General features: G+C 69.7%; 16 protein-coding genes. 7 read left to right on the forward strand and 9 right to left on the reverse strand.

Going from position 1 to position 19,140, the window contains the following annotated elements; all coding sequences use genetic code 11:
• Window positions 1-2 precede the first annotated feature (2 nt).
• The 4 genes from OIC96_RS31670 to OIC96_RS31685 all read right to left on the reverse strand — a co-directional run bounded on the left by OIC96_RS31670 (window position 3) and on the right by OIC96_RS31685 (window position 4,190).
• On the reverse strand, window positions 3-749 hold the full coding sequence (locus tag OIC96_RS31670) for an ABC transporter ATP-binding protein (protein WP_330304579.1): 747 nt from the start codon (window positions 747-749) through the stop codon (window positions 3-5).
• Window positions 725-1,573, reverse strand: coding sequence for an ABC transporter permease (locus OIC96_RS31675; protein WP_330304578.1), 849 nt, complete (start codon window positions 1,571-1,573; stop codon window positions 725-727). Before OIC96_RS31675 ends, OIC96_RS31670 begins: the two co-directional genes overlap by 25 nt.
• Complete coding sequence (locus OIC96_RS31680) at window positions 1,570-2,646, reverse strand: ABC transporter substrate-binding protein (protein WP_330304577.1); 1,077 nt, start codon at window positions 2,644-2,646, stop codon at window positions 1,570-1,572. The genes OIC96_RS31675 and OIC96_RS31680 overlap by 4 nt, the downstream gene beginning before the upstream one ends.
• A gap of 323 nt (window positions 2,647-2,969) precedes the next feature.
• Window positions 2,970-4,190 (reverse strand): ROK family transcriptional regulator, encoded by a 1,221-nt coding sequence (locus OIC96_RS31685; protein WP_330304576.1) that lies wholly within the window; start codon window positions 4,188-4,190, stop codon window positions 2,970-2,972.
• A gap of 629 nt (window positions 4,191-4,819) precedes the next feature.
• Between OIC96_RS31685 and OIC96_RS31690 the strand changes: the two genes are divergently transcribed.
• Window positions 4,820-5,401, forward strand: a complete 582-nt coding sequence (locus OIC96_RS31690) for a biotin transporter BioY (protein WP_330304575.1) — start codon at window positions 4,820-4,822, stop codon at window positions 5,399-5,401.
• An 83-nt stretch (window positions 5,402-5,484) separates the two neighbouring features.
• Here OIC96_RS31690 and OIC96_RS31695 read toward each other — a convergent pair whose 3' ends face one another.
• Together OIC96_RS31695 and OIC96_RS31700 are read right to left on the reverse strand one after the other, a co-directional pair.
• The gene (locus OIC96_RS31695) at window positions 5,485-6,852 is read right to left on the reverse strand and encodes an FAD-binding oxidoreductase (RefSeq protein ID WP_406502262.1); all 1,368 of its coding nucleotides are present in this window, start codon (window positions 6,850-6,852) and stop codon (window positions 5,485-5,487) included.
• 131 nt (window positions 6,853-6,983) lie between these two features.
• Window positions 6,984-7,709: an LPXTG cell wall anchor domain-containing protein gene (locus tag OIC96_RS31700; protein ID WP_330304573.1), complete on the reverse strand. Its 726-nt coding sequence runs from the start codon at window positions 7,707-7,709 to the stop codon at window positions 6,984-6,986.
• Between the two features lie 231 nt (window positions 7,710-7,940).
• Between OIC96_RS31700 and OIC96_RS31705 the strand changes: the two genes are divergently transcribed.
• Window positions 7,941-10,127 (forward strand): protein kinase domain-containing protein, encoded by a 2,187-nt coding sequence (locus OIC96_RS31705; RefSeq protein ID WP_330310096.1) that lies wholly within the window; start codon window positions 7,941-7,943, stop codon window positions 10,125-10,127.
• Between the two features lie 103 nt (window positions 10,128-10,230).
• Here the strand turns inward: OIC96_RS31705 and OIC96_RS31710 are convergent, their stop codons facing one another.
• A complete protein-coding gene (locus OIC96_RS31710; RefSeq protein WP_330304572.1) occupies window positions 10,231-11,721 on the reverse strand; it encodes an amino acid permease in 1,491 nt (496 codons plus the stop codon).
• A gap of 216 nt (window positions 11,722-11,937) precedes the next feature.
• Between OIC96_RS31710 and OIC96_RS31715 the strand changes: the two genes are divergently transcribed.
• Window positions 11,938-12,426 (forward strand): ribose-5-phosphate isomerase, encoded by a 489-nt coding sequence (locus tag OIC96_RS31715; protein ID WP_327428712.1) that lies wholly within the window; start codon window positions 11,938-11,940, stop codon window positions 12,424-12,426.
• Between the two features lie 271 nt (window positions 12,427-12,697).
• The gene (locus OIC96_RS31720) at window positions 12,698-13,507 is read left to right on the forward strand and encodes an Fpg/Nei family DNA glycosylase (RefSeq protein WP_330304571.1); all 810 of its coding nucleotides are present in this window, start codon (window positions 12,698-12,700) and stop codon (window positions 13,505-13,507) included.
• Between the two features lie 51 nt (window positions 13,508-13,558).
• Here OIC96_RS31720 and OIC96_RS31725 read toward each other — a convergent pair whose 3' ends face one another.
• Entirely contained in the window at window positions 13,559-14,788 is a 1,230-nt protein-coding gene (locus OIC96_RS31725; RefSeq protein ID WP_330304570.1) for a GNAT family N-acetyltransferase, read from the reverse strand.
• 159 nt (window positions 14,789-14,947) lie between these two features.
• Here OIC96_RS31725 and OIC96_RS31730 point away from each other — a divergent pair, with 159 nt between their 5' ends.
• Window positions 14,948-16,120, forward strand: coding sequence for a PP2C family protein-serine/threonine phosphatase (locus tag OIC96_RS31730; protein WP_330304569.1), 1,173 nt, complete (start codon window positions 14,948-14,950; stop codon window positions 16,118-16,120).
• Window positions 16,121-16,524: 404 nt separating this feature from the next.
• Window positions 16,525-16,980 (forward strand): HD domain-containing protein, encoded by a 456-nt coding sequence (locus OIC96_RS31735; RefSeq protein ID WP_330304568.1) that lies wholly within the window; start codon window positions 16,525-16,527, stop codon window positions 16,978-16,980.
• A gap of 67 nt (window positions 16,981-17,047) precedes the next feature.
• Here OIC96_RS31735 and OIC96_RS31740 read toward each other — a convergent pair whose 3' ends face one another.
• Window positions 17,048-18,229 carry an acyltransferase family protein gene (locus OIC96_RS31740; protein ID WP_330304567.1) on the reverse strand — a complete coding sequence of 394 codons (1,182 nt, stop codon included), beginning with the start codon at window positions 18,227-18,229 and terminating at the stop codon, window positions 17,048-17,050.
• Between the two features lie 624 nt (window positions 18,230-18,853).
• Between OIC96_RS31740 and OIC96_RS31745 the strand changes: the two genes are divergently transcribed.
• The gene (locus OIC96_RS31745) at window positions 18,854-19,048 is read left to right on the forward strand and encodes a hypothetical protein (protein ID WP_327428706.1); all 195 of its coding nucleotides are present in this window, start codon (window positions 18,854-18,856) and stop codon (window positions 19,046-19,048) included.
• Window positions 19,049-19,140: the final 92 nt, after the last annotated feature.

Consider the following 19,140-nt stretch of genomic DNA (forward strand, 5'->3'; position numbering starts at 1 on the left):
GGTCACTTGTGGTCCTCCGTGACGCCCAGGGCGGCGAGCAGCCGTTCGCGGTACTCGCCGAGCAGGGGGTCGCGATACGAGCGCGGATGCGGGGGTTCGATGGTCAGGTCGAGGCCGATACGCCCCTGGTCGAGCACGAGCACCCGGTCGGCGAGCACGATCGCCTCGTCCACGTCGTGCGTGACGAGCAGGACGGAGGGCCGGTGCCGCTCCCACAGCTCGCGCAGCAGGACATGCATCCGGATCCGGGTGAGCGCGTCCAGTGCGCCGAACGGCTCGTCGGCCAGGAGCAGTTCGGGCTCCCGTACGAGCGAACGGGCCAGCGCGGCACGCTGCGCCTCGCCGCCGGACAGCTCGTTGGGCCAGGCCCGCTCGCGGCCCGCGAGACCCACCTCGGCGAGGGCGGAGCGGCCCTTCCGTTCCGCTTCCCTGCCGTCCGTGCCGAGCAGGACGTTGTCGAGGACGCGTCGCCAGGGCAGCAGTCGGGAGTCCTGGAAGACGACGGACACCCGTTCCGGCGCGGAGAGCTGTCCGCTTCCGGTGACGCTGTGGTCGAGCCCGGCGATGGCGCGCAGCAGGGTGCTCTTGCCGGAGCCGCTGTGCCCGAGCAGGGCCGTGAACTGGCCCGCGGGGAGGTCGAGGTCGATGCCGTCGAGGACCGTACGGCCGTCGAATGAGCGGGTCAGGCCCCGGAGTTGGACGGTGGGCTCGGTGCGCAGGGGGGTCAGTTGCTCAGTGTGCGTCGCCACGACAGCACCCTCCGTTCGATGAGACGGACCGCGCTGTCGGAGGTCAGACCGAAGATGCCGTAGACGACCAGGCCGACGAGGATGACGTCGCTCTGGCCGTAGTTCTGGGCCTGGAACATCATGTAGCCGAGTCCGCTGGTGGCGTTGATCTGCTCCAGGACGATCAGGCCCAGCCAGGAGCCGGTCACCCCGAGGCGCAGGCCGACGAAGAAGCCGGGCAGGGCGCCGGGGATGACGATCTGCCGGACGAAGGCGAACCTCGACAGGCCCTGGACCTCGGCGAGTTCGACGTAGCGGTGGTCGATGCCGGACAGTGCGGCGTGTGTGTTGAGGTAGATCGGGATGTAGACGACGATGGCGATGATCGCGATCTTGAAGGTCTCGCCGATGCCCAGCCAGAGGATGAACAGCGGGATCAGACCGAGCGGCGGGATGGACCGGTTGAGCTGCACCGTCCCGTCGATCAGCGCCTCGCCGAACCGGCTGAGCCCGGAGGCGAGCGCGAGGACGACTCCCGCGGTCAGCCCGATCGCGAACCCGGTCGCGGCCCGCTGGAGCGAGGTCAGGACATCGGTCGGCAGCGTGCCGTCGGTCCACAGGTGACCGGCGGTCTTCACCACCGTCCAGGGCGCCGGGATCGCCGCCGGGTCGAGCCGGCCGGCGGCGGAGGCGGCGGCCCACAGGGCGAGGAAGAGGACCGGGCCGACGAGCCGGGAGGCGGGCAGCCGTTTGCCGGGGGAGAGCCGGCGGCGCCTGCGGACCTGGGGGAGTTCCTCCGAAGCGGCGACGGAAGCGACGGCGGCGGTCGTGCTCACGGCGGTCACCTGCGGTACTCCGCCGGCACGGCCTTCGCCGCGATGCCCTCGAAGCGGTGGTCGAAGAGCGAGCCGACCTTGAACTCCTTCACGAAGCCGCCCTCCGCCAACAGGTCGGCGGTCTCCTGCTCCCACTTCACGGCCTCCGCCCAACTCGGCGGGAAGAGCGGCTTGTTGGCGAGCTCGGTGATCGACTGGGCCTGCGCGAGAGTGAGGTTCTGCGTCTTGACGTAGAACTCCTCGTTCCAGGCGTCGGGGTGCTCGTACGCCCACACCTGGCCCTTCGCCCAGCGCGGGATGTACGCGGCGACGGCCGCCGCCTTCGCGGAGTCGGCCAGCACGGAGGTGGGCGCCCACAGCAGGTTGAGGAGGTCCACGACGTCAGTGGTGATGGTGTGCGCGCCCTTGGACCCGTACTGCTTGAGGTAGGCCGGCGACTGGTTGTTGGCGAGCGGGGCGATGTCCACCTGCCCGGCCTGGAGCGCGGTGAGGAACTGGTTGCTGGTCAGCGGCACCAGGTCGACGTCGTCGTACGTGATCCCGGCCTTCTTCAGGGCACGCAGCAGTACGACCCCCTGCGCCTGCCCCTGCGAGAAGGCCAGTTTCTTGCCCTTGAAGCCCTGGACGTCCTGGATGTCGCTGCCGGGCTTGGTGGCGAAGAGGTAGTTGGGCTTACGAGTGATGTTGATCGCGACGATCTTCGCGTCGTACCCCTGATAGTGCGCCTGGATCGGCGGGATGCCCGCGTTGTTGGCGACGTCCAGGGACTTGGCGCGGAAGGCGTTGATGACATCGGGACCGGCGCCGATGTTCACCCAGCTGGAGACCGTGAACGGCAGCTCGCTCAGACCCGCCAGTTTGAGCTGGAGCTGCTGCTGGCCCAGGTACGAGGCGATCTTGAGCTTGGTGCCCGACGGGACCTTGGCGGACAGCGGGGCGGACGCGGCTCCCTTGGACCGGGTGTCCGCGGCGCTGCTGGCACCGGCGCAGCCGCTCAGTCCCGCAGCGGCGGCGGCACCGAGCAGGGAGGACAGGAACAGCCGCCGGTCGACGCGGGACGCGGAGGGGGACAGTGGTGGCATGGGAGGACTCCGGGGTTCCAAGTGACGGGAATGCGCGCGGAATTCCGGGCAGGGCGGAGCCAGGAAGGAAAGGCGCGCAGAGGAAGGCACACGCCTGAGGCGCGGCGAAGAAATCCGGGTGATCGTCAGTGCGTCGACGGCCGAGCGATCGTCAGCAAGGAAGGGGCGACGCGGCGATGACCGGCGTCAGCAACACAGCGTGCGCGCGACCCGCATCAGGTCGACGACACGGCACTTGGTGAGCGGAACCTGCACCCGCGAGCTGCTCATAAGAGGATGCTCCTGGCCTCGTACAACCCCTGTCAACATTCGGAGTTTCTGAATTAATTCGGCCCCGGTCGGGCGCCCAGCGGATCCCGGTACAGCACGTCGAGAGCCACCGATCCGCCCGCCACGGCCAGCACGGAATCCGGAAAACTGGTCGGCACGACCGCCGCCGCCCGATCGGGCCCCACCTCCTCGCGCAGCGCGGCGAGGCAGTCCTCCCGGTGCACGGCACCGACCTCGGTGACAACGACGGTGTCCGGATTGAGCACGTCGAGCAGCAGCCGTGCCGCCCGACCGGTCATCCGGGCCCGCTCCACCAGCAGTCGTACGGCCACGGGGTCGCCGTCGGCCGCGGCGGCGAGCACATGCATCGGGTTCACACCGCGGATGACACCCGCCTCACGCGCCCGGCGGCACAGCGTCCGCTCGCTCAGCTCGGCCTGGAGGCACCCGGTCCGGCCGCAGTCGCACCGCTCCGTGCCACCGGCCAGCGGCAGATGGGCGATCGCGCCGGCCTGCGAGCGGGGACCGTGGTGCACCTCGTCGTGGGTGGCGAAGGCGGCGTCCACCACATTGCCGACGAAGAGGTGCAGCACGCTGCGGCTGCCCCGCGCCCGCCCGAACAGCCGCTCGCCGTTCACCAACGCCCGCGCGTGCCCGTCCACATGAACCGGCAGTCCGGTACGGGCGCCGATCGCCTCCCGTACGGCCACGTCACGCCAGCCCAGCAGGGCGTGTTCCACGATCGTGCCGGAGTCGCGGTCCACCCAGCCGCCGGTGGCGACACCCACGCCCAGGGGCGTACGGCCCGGGGCGCCGGCCAGTAGCGCGCCGAGCTCGTCGGCGGCGTCGGCCAGCACGCGGCCGGGCTCGGTGTGTTCATGGTTCAGGTGCTTGAGACGGGTCTCCGCCACGACTCGGCCACGCAGGTCGAGCAGGGCGACGGTCGTGTACGGCACGGCGATGTGTACCCCGCCGACCACGAAACGGGAGCCGTCGAGGTCGAGCGGTACGTGCGGGCGTCCGACCCCGTTCGACTGCCGGGGCACGGGGGCTTCCCGGATCAGGCCGCGTTCGGCGAACCGGGCGCAGTAGTCGGTCACCGACGCCGGGGAGAGTCCGGTCAGCCGGGCGATGGTGCTGCGGGCGACCGGGCCGTGGTCCAGTACGGAGCGGAGGATGGCGCTGGCGGTGGTGCTGGTGCTGGTTCGGCGGCGGAGGGTTGCCGCGGGTGAAGAGGGTGGAGCTTGCGGAAAGGGTGCCACGGAACGGGACATGGGGAACTTCCTCGGGACTGGTCCGACACTGCGCCGTCACATCTCGGCGAGCCGGATCCACTCCGCTCGCCTCACCTACGGCGACAGGTGGCCGTCCCCTGGCGCCGCAGGTCGACATACCGACGCGACGCGAAGTCCCTGGCCTGAGCAACCATGCCCCGAAGAGTAGGCCTCACCACCCGATCCGGCCACCCCGGCTTTTTTCGCCCCCGCCGCCCCTACCCGTCCCATCCTTCTGGGGCTCCGCCCCAGACCCTGTTCGGTTGTGTGTCGGCTGCGGGTGGGTGGGGGTTGCTCGCGCAGTTCCCCGCGCCCCTTAAGGGGCGCGGGGAACTGCGCAATCTTTTCGGGGTCTGGGGGCGGAGCCCCCGGGGATGGGACGGGTAGGGGCGGCGGGGGCGAGAACCTTTGGCGGGACCCTACAGTCGGCGTCCGAGCCGGATTCGCACGGCAAACCGGCCCACCTCAGTGACCAGGGTCACCCCGTCACACGTGTACACGGCATCGTTTGTAAGGAGCCCACCAAGCCCATGATCCCCGCTTTGTCGATGGCAGACGGTGATCGGCCGTGTACCCCTGGGATAGCGTCACCGTGTCCCAACCTGCCCGCACCACCCGCCGGAGTCCCCATGAGCACCGCAGCCGCCACGCCCACCCGCCCCGGCGAGGTCCTCGCCGACCTCCTCCCCGCCTCCCGAGTCAGGGACGCGGCCCTGGTGCTCGGCGGCGCCGCACTCACCGGTCTCGCCGCCCAGATCTCGCTGCCGGTACCGGGCTCCCCGGTCCCGGTGACCGGCCAGACCTTCGCGGCACTCCTCGTCGGCACGGCCCTCGGCGCGGGCCGCGGCTTCCTGTCGCTCGCGGTGTACGCGCTCGTCGGCATGGCCGGCGTCCCGTGGTTCGCCGGCGGCGGCTCCGGCACCGCCGCCCCGTCCTTCGGCTACATCCTCGGCATGCTGCTGGCCTCCACCGTCGTGGGCGCCCTCGCCCGCCGCGGCGCCGACCGCTCCGTGCTGCGCATGGCGGGCACGATGCTGCTCGGCGAGGCGATCATCTACGCGATCGGCGTCCCGTACCTGGCCCTGGCCACCGGCATGTCGGCGAGCGCGGCCATCGCGGCGGGCCTCACCCCGTTCCTGCTCGGCGACGCCCTCAAGGCCGCCCTGGCGATGGGCGCCCTGCCCACCGCCTGGAAGCTCATCAAGCGCTGACCCACGGCTGGTCTGAGCCGATCCAATCTGATCCAAGCCGATCGAAGCCGACCTGAGCCGGTCTCAGCCGGCCTCAGTCAGCCTCAGCCGGTGATGTTGTAGTTCCTGCGGAAGAGGTTCGCCGGGTCGTACTCCGACTTCAGTCCGGCGAGCCTCTTCCGCGTTCCGGCGTCGTACAGCCCCTCCGTGCGATCGCCCGCCCCGAACGCGAAGTTGAGCGCCCGCCCGATCGTCCACGGCGCGAGTCCCTCGAACGCCGGATCCAGCAGCTCCCGCGCCGTCTCCCGGTCCGCCATCGCCAACAGCCGTACGAGGAAACGCCCTTCGCGATGCGGTACGGAGTTCGGCGCGTCCTGCGCCAGTGCCCCGCCGAGATGGTTGATCTGCACGACGCACATCGCCGGCGCGTCCGGGCCGGTGCGGGCGAGGAGTCCGGCCGCGGCGGCCACGTCCAGCTCACTCAGTACCGCGCTGTCGCCGTAGTACGTGTGCGGGAAGTCCGGGTCACTGTGGATGCTGTGGCTCTCGGCGTACGGCATCTCGCGCAGCGAGTCGGCGAGGACCGGGCCGATCTCCCGCAGCGGGGCGACGAGTTGCACACCCTCGGCGGCCGTACCCGTATACGCCACGCGTACGGAGATCACATACCGCCCGCGCAGGTGTGGCGGCATCCCCGGCACGTCCGGGTACGGCACCGCCGCGAACGACGAGGTCAGCCCGTCCGGCACGGTCCGCGTCCAGCGCTCGTAGGCCCGCAGCGCCGCCACCGGATCGACCTCGCGCCCGTCGAAGTCGAGGGAGCCGCCGTACAGCCGCGCGACCGGTACGAGGTCGATCTCCAGCTCGGTGACGACGCCGAAGTTGTGGCCGCCGCCGAGGAGCGCCCAGTACAGGTCGGGGTCCGACTCCCGCGTCACCTGGCGTTGCCGCCCGTCCGCGGTGACCACGTCGAGCGCGCGCACATGGTCGGCCGCGTATCCGAACTCCCTTGCCAGGATGCCGAGTCCGCCGCTCAGGGTGTAGGACACGGCACCCACCCCCGGCGCCGAACCGTTCAACGGGGCCAGCCCGTACGGCACGGCCGCCGCGACGACCTGACCCCAGCGGACGCCCGCCTGCACGCGGACGGTGCGCGCCCGCGGATCGACGCTCACCCCGTCCATGCGCCGCGTCGTGATCAGGACGCCGCCCTCCGCCGCGCCCGGCAGCCCGTGCCCGGTGGCCTGCACGCCCACCGGCAGGCCGGCGGAGGCCGCGTACCGCACCGCGGCGGCCACGTCGTCGGCCGAGGACGCGGCGAAGATCACGGCGGGCCGCTGCGTGAAACCGGTCTGGAATCCAGCGAGTTCCTCGTCGTACCCGGTATCTCCGGGGCGGAGGACGAGCCGGTCGGTGGTCTCGTCCGTGCTCTCGTCCGTGGTCTTGTCCGCGGTGTCGTCGACGGTGTTCATGGGGTCCATACGGCTCATGGTCGCCGCATTACCTGACAGGCACCGTCAAGTTTTCTGAACGGAGCGGGCCGGGGTGCCGCGCTCGGCACCCCGGCCCGCTCCCTCCTGCTTTCCGTGCTGTTGTTCCTACCTCAGTGCTGTTCCGACCGCCGCGGGCGCCGGTGGACCCACCACAGGCCCGCCGCTCCCGCGGAGATCAGCGCCGCGCCCGCCGCGCCGAGCGGCATGACGTCGCTCCCCACGCCGGTCTTGGGCAGCTGGTCACCGCCGGGTGCCACCGGCTTGTTGTCGGTGCCGAGCAGCAGCGGGGTGGCCGGGGCGTTCGGCGACGGGTTCGTCGTACCGAACGGCACCGGGCCCTGCTGCCAGTACGTCTTCTTGCCGTCGCTCGTCTGCACCGGCAGGCAGATGTTGCCGGTCTTGCTCAGATCGAACGTCGCGTCGACGGCGTACGACTTCGACTTGCCGGCCGCGAGATTGCCGACGGAACAAACAAAACCACTGTTCGAACCCTTGGGCAGATCCTTGTCGGCCATGGCGGAGCAGCCCTTGACGCCCTTGACCGTCAGGCCGTCGAAACCGACCACCAAAAGCCTGATATCGCCGCTGTCCTTGGTCCCTTCGTTCTTCACCGTGGCGGTAATCGCCGTCTTCTGCGAACTGTTGTCCACGGAGATCTTCTCGGGCAGCAGCGTGGTCAGCTTTACACCCGCCGGTGCCTCGTCAATTACCTTTCCCCCCTTGCTGCTCCCCGGTTCCTGGTCGTCCGCGACGGCGGTGAAAGAAAGGATCATCACGGCCGAGAAAGATGCCGTGAGCAGCGATCCCGCGATGGTCGTCGTGTGACGAGAACTCATGTTCGTCCCCCTTGGCTGCGCCTGAATTCGCAGTACTTGAAGAGGTACCACAAGATTTCTCCGCACTATGCTGGTACGGCCTGAAGTGTGACCATTGTGTTTCTGTTGTGACGGGCGATTGTGGCGGGTGTTGAGGGGGTGCAGGGATTGTCGGGGAATGTACAGGGCGGTGTTCCGGGATTATTGGTGACAGGGCGTTATCGGCTGGTCGAGAGCATTGGACAGGGGGGAATGGGGCGGGTGTGGCGAGCCGCCGACGAAATGCTCGACCGGCAGGTCGCGGTCAAGGAAATGCGCATCGACGGACTCGACCCCGAGGACAGGCGAACACGCCGCGAACGCACGCTGCGCGAAGCCAGGGCCACGGCCCGGATCGACCACCCCAACGTCGTACGCATCTATGACGTCGTGGACGAGGACGAGCGGCTGTGGATCGTCATGGAACTCGTCGCCGGGCGTTCCCTCGAACAGATCGTGGTGGAGGACGGACCCCTCGGCCCCCGCGAGGCTGCCCGGATCGGGCTCGAACTGGTCGCGGCGCTGCGCCAGGTGCACGCCGGGGGAGTGCTGCACCGCGACATCAAGCCGGGCAACGTCCTGGTCGAGCGGCGCGGCCACCGTGTTGTCCTCACCGACTTCGGCATCGCCGCGTTGCAGGACGCGGAGGCGCTCACCATGGTCGGGATGCTGGTCGGCTCCCCCGACTACATGGCGCCCGAACGCATCTCCGGCCGCCCGCAGGGCCCGCCCTCCGACGTCTGGTCCCTGGGCGCGACCCTCTGCGCGGCCCTCGGCGGCCGCTCCCCCTTCTCCCGCTCCACCACCCTGGCGACCCTGCACGCGGTCCTGTACGAGGAGCCCGATCTTCCCGCTGGGGCAGGGGAGTTGCGTGACATCCTCGCCGCCCTCCTGGAGAAGGAGCCGTCCACTCGGCCCGGTCTGGAGGAACTGGAGGCGGAGCTGGGGGAGATCGCGTTTCCGGTGGCGAGGCCGGCTCAACTGCCGGGCGTGGGACCGGAGTCCGAGCCCGAGCCCGAGCCCGAGCCAGAAGCAGAGGGAGCACCTGAGCCCGAGCCCGAGTTCGGGCCGGAACCGGGAGCGGGCCCGGACGTGGGGGAACCCGTACCGCCGCCCGAGCCGTCTCACCAGGCCCATGAGATCCATGAGATCCATAAGGCTCACGAGGCTCACAAGGAGTCGCCCACGCCCGCACTCCTCGACGCCGAGCTGATACGCGCCGTACGACAGCCCCCGTCGGATCTTCCCGAGGCCACTCCACCGCCGTTCCCGGACGAACAGCGCACCCGCACAAGCGACCTCCGGAGGCCGCAGCCCGAGCCCGAAGCGGAGCCGGAACCTCAGCCCGGCCGGGAGCCCGAGCCCGTACACGACGCCATCCCCGTGCGACCGCCCACCCGGACACGCAAAGGCCCGCCCGACTTCGAGAAGCACCCACCGGAGCAGCGCCCCCTCACCGCACCCAACGCCTCCACGGAAAACCCCTCAGAACTGCGCGCGGAGGTCGGCTCGCAGATCCCCTCCGCCGGCCCGCCCCGCACAACAGGCCCCGGATACGGCGCTGTCGGCGCTGTTCTGGGCGACGCCCCCGAGGCGTTTCCACAGGCCCAGGCGTCCGCCCAGAGGTCCGCCCGGCCGGAGACGGAGACGGCGGCAGCGGCACAGCGGCCGACCGTGCCCGGCCCCGTCGTCATGCCCCGGGGCGAATTCCCCGGCCCCGCCGTGCCGTCCGGCCCGCGACGGGGCCGGCGCCGTATGGGCCTGGCCGCCGCCGGAGGTGTGGTCGTCGCGGGAGCGGTCGTCGGGCTCATCCTCGCGGCGACGGGAGGATCCCCCGACGACAAGAACGGGGCTTCCTCCTCCTCGTCCGGCAGCCCGTCCGGCACCGCGTCCGGCAACACGTCCGGCAGCACCGGTGGCTCCTCGTCCTCCGCTTCCCCCTCGCCCACCGTCGAGGGCACCTCACGCCCGCCCAGCCTGCCCCCGGGAGCGCGCCGGGAGGCCGGCGGGTACGCGTGGGTGACGCCCAAGGGCTGGCGCCGCGACCTGAAGACCGGCTCCGAGGTGCACTACACCTCGCCCGACGGCAGGCAGGAGCTCGTGGCCAAGTCCTCCCTCGCCAAGGGGGACTTGATGCAGACCTGGCAGACCTCGGAAAAGGACGCCCGCCGGGGGCAGGACTACCAGAAGATCCGCCTGGACAACGCGACGTTCAAGGGCCGGCCCGCGGTCGTGTGGGAGTACACGTTCACGCTCAAGGGCGTGCACTGGCACGCCCTGCTGCTCGGCTTCGACGCCGACGGCAAGTCGTACCAGATCAACACCTGGTACCAGCCGGACATCGAGAGCGAGGCACTCAAGGTCTACCAGCGGGTCAAGAACAGCTTCACTGTGCTCTGAACGGAAGGAGGGGCTCGTCGGCGAAGTCAATCGCCGACGAGCCCCTCCCGCACGTCACGTCACGTCACATCACGACGTCGGACCCGACGTCGTCACCATCGGCTCAGCCGACCTTCACCGGATCCTCGTCCCGAGGCTCGTCGGCCACGGCGTAGTTCGCGGAGGACGCGCCCGCCCCGAGCTTCTGCCGGACGACGGCGATGGCCAGGACCACCGCCGCGACCATCAGCGACAGCAGCACGGTCGTACGGCCGCTGCTCTCGCCCTCGGTGTCGGTGAGCATGTAGCCGAGCACGAACACGATCAGCGCGATCGTCGCCCAGGTCAGATACGGGTACAGCCACATCTTCACGACGAGCTTCTCCGGTGTCTCGCGCTCGATGATCCGCCGCAGGCGCAGCTGGGAGAAGCAGATCGCCAGCCACACGAACAGGGCGACCGCACCGGAGGAGTTGACGAGGAAGAGGAAGACGGTGTCCGGGTAGGCGTAGTTGAAGAACACGGCGACGAACCCGAAGACGACGGAGGCGATGATCGCCGCCATCGGCACTCCACGGGACGTGGTCCGCGCGAACGCCTTCGGCGCGTCGCCCCGCCGGCCGAGCGAGAAGGCCATGCGGGAGGCCGTGTAGAGGCCGGAGTTGAGGCAGGACAGCACCGAGGTCAGCACGATGAAGTTCATGATCTGGCCGGCGTTCGCGATGCCGAGGGAGTCGAGGGCGGCGACGTACGAGCCCTTCTCCTTGATCGACGGGTCGTTCCACGGCAGCAGGCAGACGACCACGAGGATCGAGCCCAGGTAGAAGACGCCGATGCGCCAGATGATGCTGTTGGTCGACTTGGTGACCGCGCGCTGCGGGTCCTCGGACTCGCCGGCGGCCAGCGTGGCGATCTCGCTGCCCATGAAGGAGAAGACGACCAGCAGTACGCCGGTGAGGATGGCCCCGGGGCCGTTCGGCAGGAAGCCGCCGTGGTCGGTCAGATTCCCGATGCCCGCCTTCTCGGCGTCGACGCCCGGCAGCACACCGAAGATGGCCAGCGCGCCGACGACGATGAACGCGCCGATCGCCACGACCTTGATCCCGGCGAACCAGAACTCGAACTCGCCGTACGACCCCACGGACACCAGGTTCGTGGCGGTGAGGACGACCATCACGATGAGCGCCCAGCCCCACTGGGGCACGGCCGGGATCCACCCTTCGAGGATCTTGGCGCCGGCGGTGGCCTCCACGGCCAGCACCACCACCCAGAAGAACCAGTACAGCCAGCCGATGGAGAACCCGGCCCAGCGGCCGAGCGCGCGGTCGGCGTGCGCGGAGAAGGAGCCCGAGGTCGGGTTGGCGGCGGACATCTCACCGAGCATCCGCATCACCAGCACCACGAGCGTGCCGACGAGGGCGTACGAGAGGAGGATGCCGGGTCCGGCGGTGGCGATACCGGAGCTGGAGCCGACGAACAGCCCGGCTCCGATGACGCCACCGATGGCGATCATGGACAGATGACGGTTCTTGAGTCCGGCCTGGAGGCCGCCACCGGGTTCTCCGGGGCCTCCGGGGCCGCTTGTGGCCTTTGTGGGGGTCGGCTGCGAGGTCATTGAGGGGAATTCCTTTGCGCCGGGTGAGCAGATTCCTGTGCGTCCCGTACGAGCGGTGTACGAGCCGGTCCAGTGAATCTGAGGCAAAGGAATTCGTGAACCTTTGAATCCAGATCGTTACTTGAGGTTTCCTTGAGGTTCTGTAGTATTGCTCACACTTTTCGCTGATGGCACCCGGCGAGGCCGATCCGAAACAGCCGTGTCACACTCGGAACCATGCGCGTGTATCTCGGCTCCGATCATGCCGGTTTCGAACTCAAGAACCACCTCGTGGAGTGGCTCAAGGCCGCCGGCCACGAGCCCGTCGACTGCGGGCCCCTCATCTATGACGCCCAGGACGACTACCCGCCGTTCTGCCTCCGCGCCGCGGAGCGTACGGCGGCCGATCCCGAGGCCCTCGGCATCGTGATCGGCGGGTCGGGCAACGGTGAGCAGATCGCCGCGAACAAGGTGGCCGGGGTCCGTGCCGCGCTCGCCTGGAGCGAGGAGACGGCGTCGCTGGGCCGCCAGCACAACAACGCCAACGTCGTCGCCGTCGGCGCCCGCATGCACTCCGAGGAAGAGGCGACCAAGTTCGTCGAGGTCTTCCTGTCGACCCCCTTCTCCGGCGACGAGCGCCACATCCGCCGCATCGACATGCTCGCGACGTACGAGACCACGGGCGACCTGCCGCCCATCCCGGCCCACCACCCGCAGCAGCCGTAACGCTCTGGGGCTCCGCCCCAGACCCCCGTTCGGTTGTTCCTTGACCGCGGGTGGGTGGGGGCTGGCCGCGCAGTTCCCCGCGCCCCTAACGGCTCGGGGCTGCGCCCCGTCGCCCCCGACCCGCCCCCGGCCCGCCCCCGGCCCGCCTCCGGTCTTTTGTCTTTTGTCTTTTAGGGGCGCGGGGAACTGCGCGCCCAGCCCCCACCGTCCCGCAGACGACTTACAACCCAGGGGGGTCTGGGGGCGCAGCCCCCAGGAACAGGAGGACCCCGTGCCCGAAGGGCACACGATTCACCGGCTGGCGCAGGACTACGGCGCTGCGTTCGGCGGTCGCGCCGCACGCGTGACAAGCCCCCAGGGCAAGTTCACCGACGCCGCCGCCCTCCTCGACGGCTCCGAACTCACCACCGCCGAAGCCCACGGCAAACACCTCTTCCTCGGCTTCCGCGCAGCGGAGTGGATCCACATCCACCTGGGCCTCTTCGGCAAGGTCAACTTCGGCGACGCCCCCGCCCCGCCCCCCACGGACACCGTCCGCCTGCGCCTCGCGAACGAGACGACGTACGTCGACCTCCGCGGCCCCACCACCTGCGCCCTGATCACGGACACCGAGAAGCAGGCGATACACGACCGCCTCGGCCCGGACCCTCTCCGCCCCGACGCGGACCCCTCAGCGGCATACCGCCGCGTCTCCCGCAGCCGTACGACGATCGCCGCCCTCCTCATGGACCAGAAGATCATCGCGGGCGTCGGCAACGTCTACCGCGCGGAGGTCCTCTTCCGGCACGGCATCGACCCGTACCGCACGGGCAAGGACCTCACGCCCAGGCAATGGGACGCGCTCTGGACCGACCTCGTGGACCTGATGCGCGAGGGCGTCCGCCACAACCGCATCGACACCGTTCGCCCGGAGCACACCCCCGAGGCGATGGGCCGCCCGCCGCGCGTCGACGACCACGGCGGCGAGGTCTACGTGTACCGCAGGGCCAACCTGCCCTGCCACATCTGTGGCGGCGAGATCCGCACCGCCGATCTCGCCGCCCGCAACCTGTTCTGGTGCCCGGTCTGCCAGCAGGCCTGAACAGGCGAACAGCCCGCTCTGGAACCCGCTGGTGGAACCCTTGGGAACCCTCTAGAACCCGTGCGGCAGCCAGGGCGCGATCGCTGACGAGAAGGCCACGGACGCCTCCGCCAGCGCGCCCTGCCGCAGCTCCCGCACCCGCCCCGCCGTCGCCAGCGAGGCCAGGGACACCCCACCGAGATACGCCGCCCCCAACTCCCGTACGGACAGCGTGAGATCGGCGGTGTCCTCGGTACGCACGCACGACGCGCCCTTCGCGTCCCCGGTGAGCCGCCAACGCCCCCCGTTCCAGGGGCAGAACGCGTCCTCGACCTCGAACACCACGTCCACCGGCGCCTGATACGTCCGGGCCTCCAGCGCGGCACCGACGTCGACGAGCCGTACGTGCAGCGAGTCCTTCAACCGCAGATTGCAGCGCCGGATGTCGGACACCAGATGCTGCACGTCCTCGTCGACGGGCCGGGCGCGGGTGCGGATCGTGGACGTCAGGTCGAGGTCGAAGAGGAACCGCCACAACGCGGCCCGCGCCGCCGGGTCGAGCCCCTCCAGGTCGTTCAGGATCACCACGCCGCTGTGCCCGGCCGGGCCCCACTCCGGCTTGACCCGGAACCGCGTGTAGCCGACGGTCTCGCCGTCCCGCTCCGCGACCACGCACTGCAAGGGCGAGGCGCCGTCCCGGTCGCTCTCCGGGTCGAGCAGCCCCAGCCGCTCCCAGCCGGGCAGCCGCGCCAGCATCCCTGGCCGGCCCGGAACGAGCCGCGCGTAGACCGCCTCGCACACGTCGAGCACATCGCGCGGCACGGCGTACCGCAGTCGTACGTCGTCGGTGCCGGGCGGCACGGACAGTCGTACGCGACTGGTGTCGATCTCGGCGTTGAGCTGCAGCGTCCCGATGCCGTAGCCGAACCGGCCGTAGATCGCCGGCTCCGACGCGGTCAGAACGGCCAGTGACTCGCCCCCGGCGCGGATGTCGTCCAGCTGCCGCCGCATCATCGTGGTCAGCACCCCGCGCCGCCGGTGCGTGGCCGCGACGCTCACCATGGTGATGCCCGCGGCCGGTACGGAGGCGCCGCCGGGCACGGTGACACGGAAGGAGAACGCGCCCGCGGTCCCCACGATCTGCTCGCCGTCCCACACGCCCAGCGAACGGTCGTACTCTGTGAGCGCGTTGTACAGCCCGCGCTCCTCGGACGACTCCGGTACCCCGCCGAACGCGCGCACCAGATTGTCGTACCAGACATCCCAGTCGATCTGCTGCAGTACCCGCACGTCAGTCGTCATAGCCCATGCCTACCAGGGCAATGCGGTACGAGCGAGGGAATTTCCCCCGCCGTCGAGGCCGCAGACTGTGAAGTTCTCTGTGAAGTTGAGCGCTCGGACGGGGGACAAGTGGGACCTCCCGTGCCAAGCACCTGGTCCGATGGATAGGGTCCCGAACTAATGGCAGCAGGACGAGAGCGGCGCGCGGAAGCCGAGACGTTCACGGCCCGGTGTAAGAAGCAGTGGCACCGGGCCCGTATAGGGCTGCGCAGATCCGCCGTCGACTACTTCCGCGGGGACGGTTCGGACTGGATCGCGCTGGCCGGTCTGCTGCTGACGATTCCGCTGATCGCGGCCACGACGCTGGTGAATTCGGTGTGGTGCTCACCGGCCGCCCTGGTCCTCCCGATCGTGGCCGGCGGGCTGCTGCTGCGCCCCGCCAGCCTGCTCGGTCTGTACGCGGCCGCCGCCACCGCGCTGATAGTGGAGTCCGTGAAGCTGGGCCCGTACACGGAGGGTCCGTCCCGGGTGACGCCGGGCGTGGTCCTCGTGGTCGCGGCCTGCGGCTTCTTCGGACTCCTCATCGCGCAGTTCCGCAGCCGGGTGGGTGTGCCCTGGCGGCGCGGCGGCACCATGCTCTTCGACCTGCGCGAACGGATCCGGGTGCAGAGCAAGCTGCCGAAGCTGCCGCTGGGCTGGCACCGGGAGATGGCGCTGCGGCCGGCGGGCGGCCAGTCGTTCTCGGGGGACTTTGTCGTGGCCGCCCGTACGAACGGCGGTCGAACTCTCGAAGTCGTCCTCACGGACGTCTCCGGCAAGGGCATGGACGCGGGCTCGCGCGCGCTCCTTCTCTCCGGAGCCTTCGGAGGTCTCCTCGGCTCCCTCGCGCCGCACGCCTTCCTCCCCGCCGCGAACGGGTACCTCCTCCGCCAGGACTGGGACGAGGGGTTCGCGACCTCGATCCACCTGGTCCTGGACCTGGACTCGGGCGATTACGAGCTCTTCTCGGCCGGTCACCCTCCGGGGTTGCAGCTCAGCGCGGGCAGCGGCCGCTGGGAGGAGAAGGTGGCGGAAGGCCCGTTGCTGGGTGTGTACGACGGTGCCCAGTTCGACTCCGTGAAGGGATCGCTCCGTCCCGGAGACGTGTTGATGCTGTTCACAGACGGTCTGGTGGAGACCTCCGACCGCGACATCGTCGAGGGCATCGACCGTCTCACCGGCGAGGCCGACCGCTATGTGGCCGGCGGCTTCCACGGTGCGGCCTGGCACCTCATCGAGGCCGTGGCCAAGGACGTCAACGACGACCGAGCCCTCCTCCTGATCTGCCGCGAAAGCCCTGCCCCCACACGCTGACGAACACGACGTCCTTCGCCCCCGCCGCCCCTACCCGTCCCATCCCGTTCCTGGGGGCTGCGCCCCCAGACCCCCCTAAAAGACTGCGCCGTTCCCCGCGCCCCTGAACGTCGTCTGCGGGTGGGTGGGGGCTGGTCGCGCAGTTCCCCGCGCCCCTAAAGACAAAAGACCGGGGGCGGGCCGGGGGCGACGGGGCGCAGCCCCGAGCCGTCAGGGGCGCGAGGCTGTGTCGATATGCGGCTCCGCCGCGTGGGCGCGACCAGCCCCCACCCACCCGCACCCGACACTCAACCGAACGGGGTCTGGGGCGGAGCCCCAGAAGGATGGGACGGGTAGGGGCGGCGGGGGCGACAAACCTGGGGTTCTCCGGCCTGCGCGGCGCTGCGCGGGGAGACACTGGAGGAGTGACGCAGACTCTTCTGACCCTGGCCGAAGTCGAAGCCCTCGCCCGCGAGGCGCACGCCGCCCAGACCGACAAGGCGGGGCGGCCGTACGCCGAACACCTTCAGGCCGTGGCGGAGGGCGTCCGCGAGCGCGGGGGAGACGACGAACAGATAGCGGCCGCCTGGCTGCACGACGCGGTCGAGGACGACGCGCTCTCCGAGGACTGGCTGCGCGAGGCCGCGCTGACCCCGCGTACGAAGGAGATCGTGCTGGCGCTCACCAAGCGGGAGGGGGAGCCTGCAGAGTCGTACGCGCGACGCATCCGTACGACCTCGGGCGCCCTCCTGGTGAAGGTGTCCGACCTGGCGCACAACGGCGATCCGGCCCGGCTGGCCGTTCTTGACGAGCACACGCGGGCGCGGCTGACGAAGAAGTACGCGACGATGCGCGCGCTGCTGGATCTGCCGCCCTACTGAGCCGCCTGAGCAGCGAAGTGCGGGCCCGGAATCTCCCGGACCCGCACTTCGGTGTGGAAGCAGGCGGTTACGCCCTGGCTCTCTCCCGTTCCCGGGCCAGCTCCGTCGCGTCCCGCTTGAAGGCCCACTCCATCTTGGGCTCCATCGCGAAACGGAAGATCCGCTGGACGGGCCGGGTGCACAGCACGGTGACGAGGGCGGCCGCGACGAGCGTCACGAAGACCACGCCGAGCGGCTTGTGCAGCCACCCGTGGTCGAACCAGCCCCCGAACTCGGAGGCCTTGACCACGAAGCCGTGCAGCAGATAGCCGTACAGCGTGCCCGCGCCGAGCGCCGTGAACCAGAACGTGCGCCGCGGCACCCAGGCGAAGAAGCACGCCGTGAGCAGCAGCGAGCAGCCGAAGAGCGCGAGCGTCATCACGGCACCGGCCCACCACGGGGCGCCGAGGCTCTGCGCGGCCTCGCGGTGGTAGAACCACGCCGTGTTCATCCGGGGCACCGCCCAGTAGCCCACGACGAGCGCGACGGCGAAGACCGGAACCGACAGGATCCGCACCTCGCGGCGACGCACCAGCTGGAAGTGCTCGGGCTTCATGACCAGGCCCAGGACGAAGAACGGCAGGAATTGCAGGACGCGCTGCAGGTCCAGTTCGGCGCCGATGTCGGGCGAGACGGAGGCGAGCACGGCGATGGTGAGCGCGAGCGGGAGCGGGTGGCGGACCAGTTTCCACAGCGGGGTGGTCAGCCGCCAGATGAAGAGCGCGACCAGGAACCAGGTGAGGTACCAGGGGTCGAGCAGGCTGATCGGGTGGGTGGGGTCGGGGGCGGCCCACCGCTTGAACAGGGAGTACGCCGTCTCGAAGACGACGTACGGCACGACCACGCCCGTCACCAGCCGCTTCAGCCGGTCGGGGCGCATGTCGAAACTGCGCGAGAAGTAGCCGGAGATGATGATGAAGGCCGGCATGTGGAAGGTGTACACGACGGTGTACACCGCTTCGAGGACGCGGCTTTCGCCCTTCAGCGGCTCCCATGCGTGGCCCATGGCCACGAGCACGATCGCCAGGTACTTGGCGTTGTCGAAGAAGGCGTCGCGTTGCTTGCCGGCGGGCTTGGCGCCCGGTGCGGCGGCACCGGTGGCCGCTCTGGGGGTTTGGGGCGAGCGCGGACTCGGCACTCCCGCCGCCGGCTGCTGTGCCGGGGGGAGCGGCGCTCTGTGGTGGCCGTGTGGTCGTAGCGAGTTCGTCACAGGCCCTCCCGCCAAGAACTCGGGGAGACGATCCAGGACCTCGCTGCGCATGCGGGGGACGTGGCGGCGTGGAACATCTGAGGCACCCTAGCGTTGTCTGTGCGTCTTCGTAAAACTCTCGACGCCATTCCTGCTTATCGCCTGCGACTACCCAGGATTTGAAGATGTGTGCGCGCCGGTTCGCAAGTGGTTCCGTATATCGATTTGCTTACCGTATGGGGTGGTTCTGTCCCCATTCATCCTGACTAAATGGTGCATAAGGCTCGCGGGCGACTCTGGTGATATGTCCGGTTCATTGTCCTTTAGTTACCCGTCTACAGAGTCTGCGATGTGCCTGTGGCAACAATTCGAATTCCCTGCGAACAGGATGTGTGGACATGGCAACGGTCCCTCTGAATTTCCGTTGCGGGGTCCGTGCGGGTGCACTCTCGAATTGCCGTGCGGAGCCCCGCGGTTGGCCCGCTCCGAGGGGGTGCGGGTGGGTCGGCGGGGTGTGTCCGTGGCCGACGATGCGTCACCTGCCGCATACGAAAGCCTGGTTGGTGGCACGATGGTTCTGGCGGGGGTGTGAGGGGCTGCACCTCCGGGCCGGGAGAGCGGACCGACCGTAGGGTGTGATCAGTTGTGGCCATTTCGCTGTCAGTGGTGCTGCTGTTGGCGATCATCCTTGTGGTGTTGATCCGAGGGGGATCGATCAAGGCGGGGCCCGCCGTTGTCGCGGTGCTCTTCGGTTTCTTCCTCGCGTCGACAGGCATGGCTCCGTCCATCCAACGGTTCCTCGACTCGATAGCGGAGACGATCAACTCGATCAGCTTCTGAGCGAGGGGGCTCTGCGCGGGCGAAGTCGAGAACTCGGGGTCGGGGAGAACGCGCCCGTCCCCGGTACTTTGACGGGCGTCACTTTGACGGGC

Source organism: Streptomyces sp. NBC_00775 (assembly GCF_036347135.1).
Lineage (GTDB): Bacteria > Actinomycetota > Actinomycetes > Streptomycetales > Streptomycetaceae > Streptomyces > Streptomyces lutosisoli.

What these genes read in the sequence shown, in the direction of transcription:
- OIC96_RS31680 (WP_330304577.1), bottom strand. Translation starts at nt 2,646, where the DNA reads ATGCCACCACTGTCCCCCTCCGCGTCCCGCGTCGACCGGCGGCTGTTC.
- OIC96_RS31685 (WP_330304576.1), bottom strand. Translation starts at nt 4,190, where the DNA reads ATGTCCCGTTCCGTGGCACCCTTTCCGCAAGCTCCACCCTCTTCACCC.
- OIC96_RS31690 (WP_330304575.1), top strand. Translation starts at nt 4,820, where the DNA reads ATGAGCACCGCAGCCGCCACGCCCACCCGCCCCGGCGAGGTCCTCGCC.
- OIC96_RS31695 (WP_406502262.1), bottom strand. Translation starts at nt 6,852, where the DNA reads ATGAACACCGTCGACGACACCGCGGACAAGACCACGGACGAGAGCACG.
- OIC96_RS31700 (WP_330304573.1), bottom strand. Translation starts at nt 7,709, where the DNA reads ATGAGTTCTCGTCACACGACGACCATCGCGGGATCGCTGCTCACGGCA.
- OIC96_RS31705 (WP_330310096.1), top strand. Translation starts at nt 7,941, where the DNA reads ATGGGGCGGGTGTGGCGAGCCGCCGACGAAATGCTCGACCGGCAGGTC.
- OIC96_RS31710 (WP_330304572.1), bottom strand. Translation starts at nt 11,721, where the DNA reads ATGACCTCGCAGCCGACCCCCACAAAGGCCACAAGCGGCCCCGGAGGC.
- OIC96_RS31715 (WP_327428712.1), top strand. Translation starts at nt 11,938, where the DNA reads ATGCGCGTGTATCTCGGCTCCGATCATGCCGGTTTCGAACTCAAGAAC.
- OIC96_RS31725 (WP_330304570.1), bottom strand. Translation starts at nt 14,788, where the DNA reads ATGACGACTGACGTGCGGGTACTGCAGCAGATCGACTGGGATGTCTGG.
- OIC96_RS31730 (WP_330304569.1), top strand. Translation starts at nt 14,948, where the DNA reads ATGGCAGCAGGACGAGAGCGGCGCGCGGAAGCCGAGACGTTCACGGCC.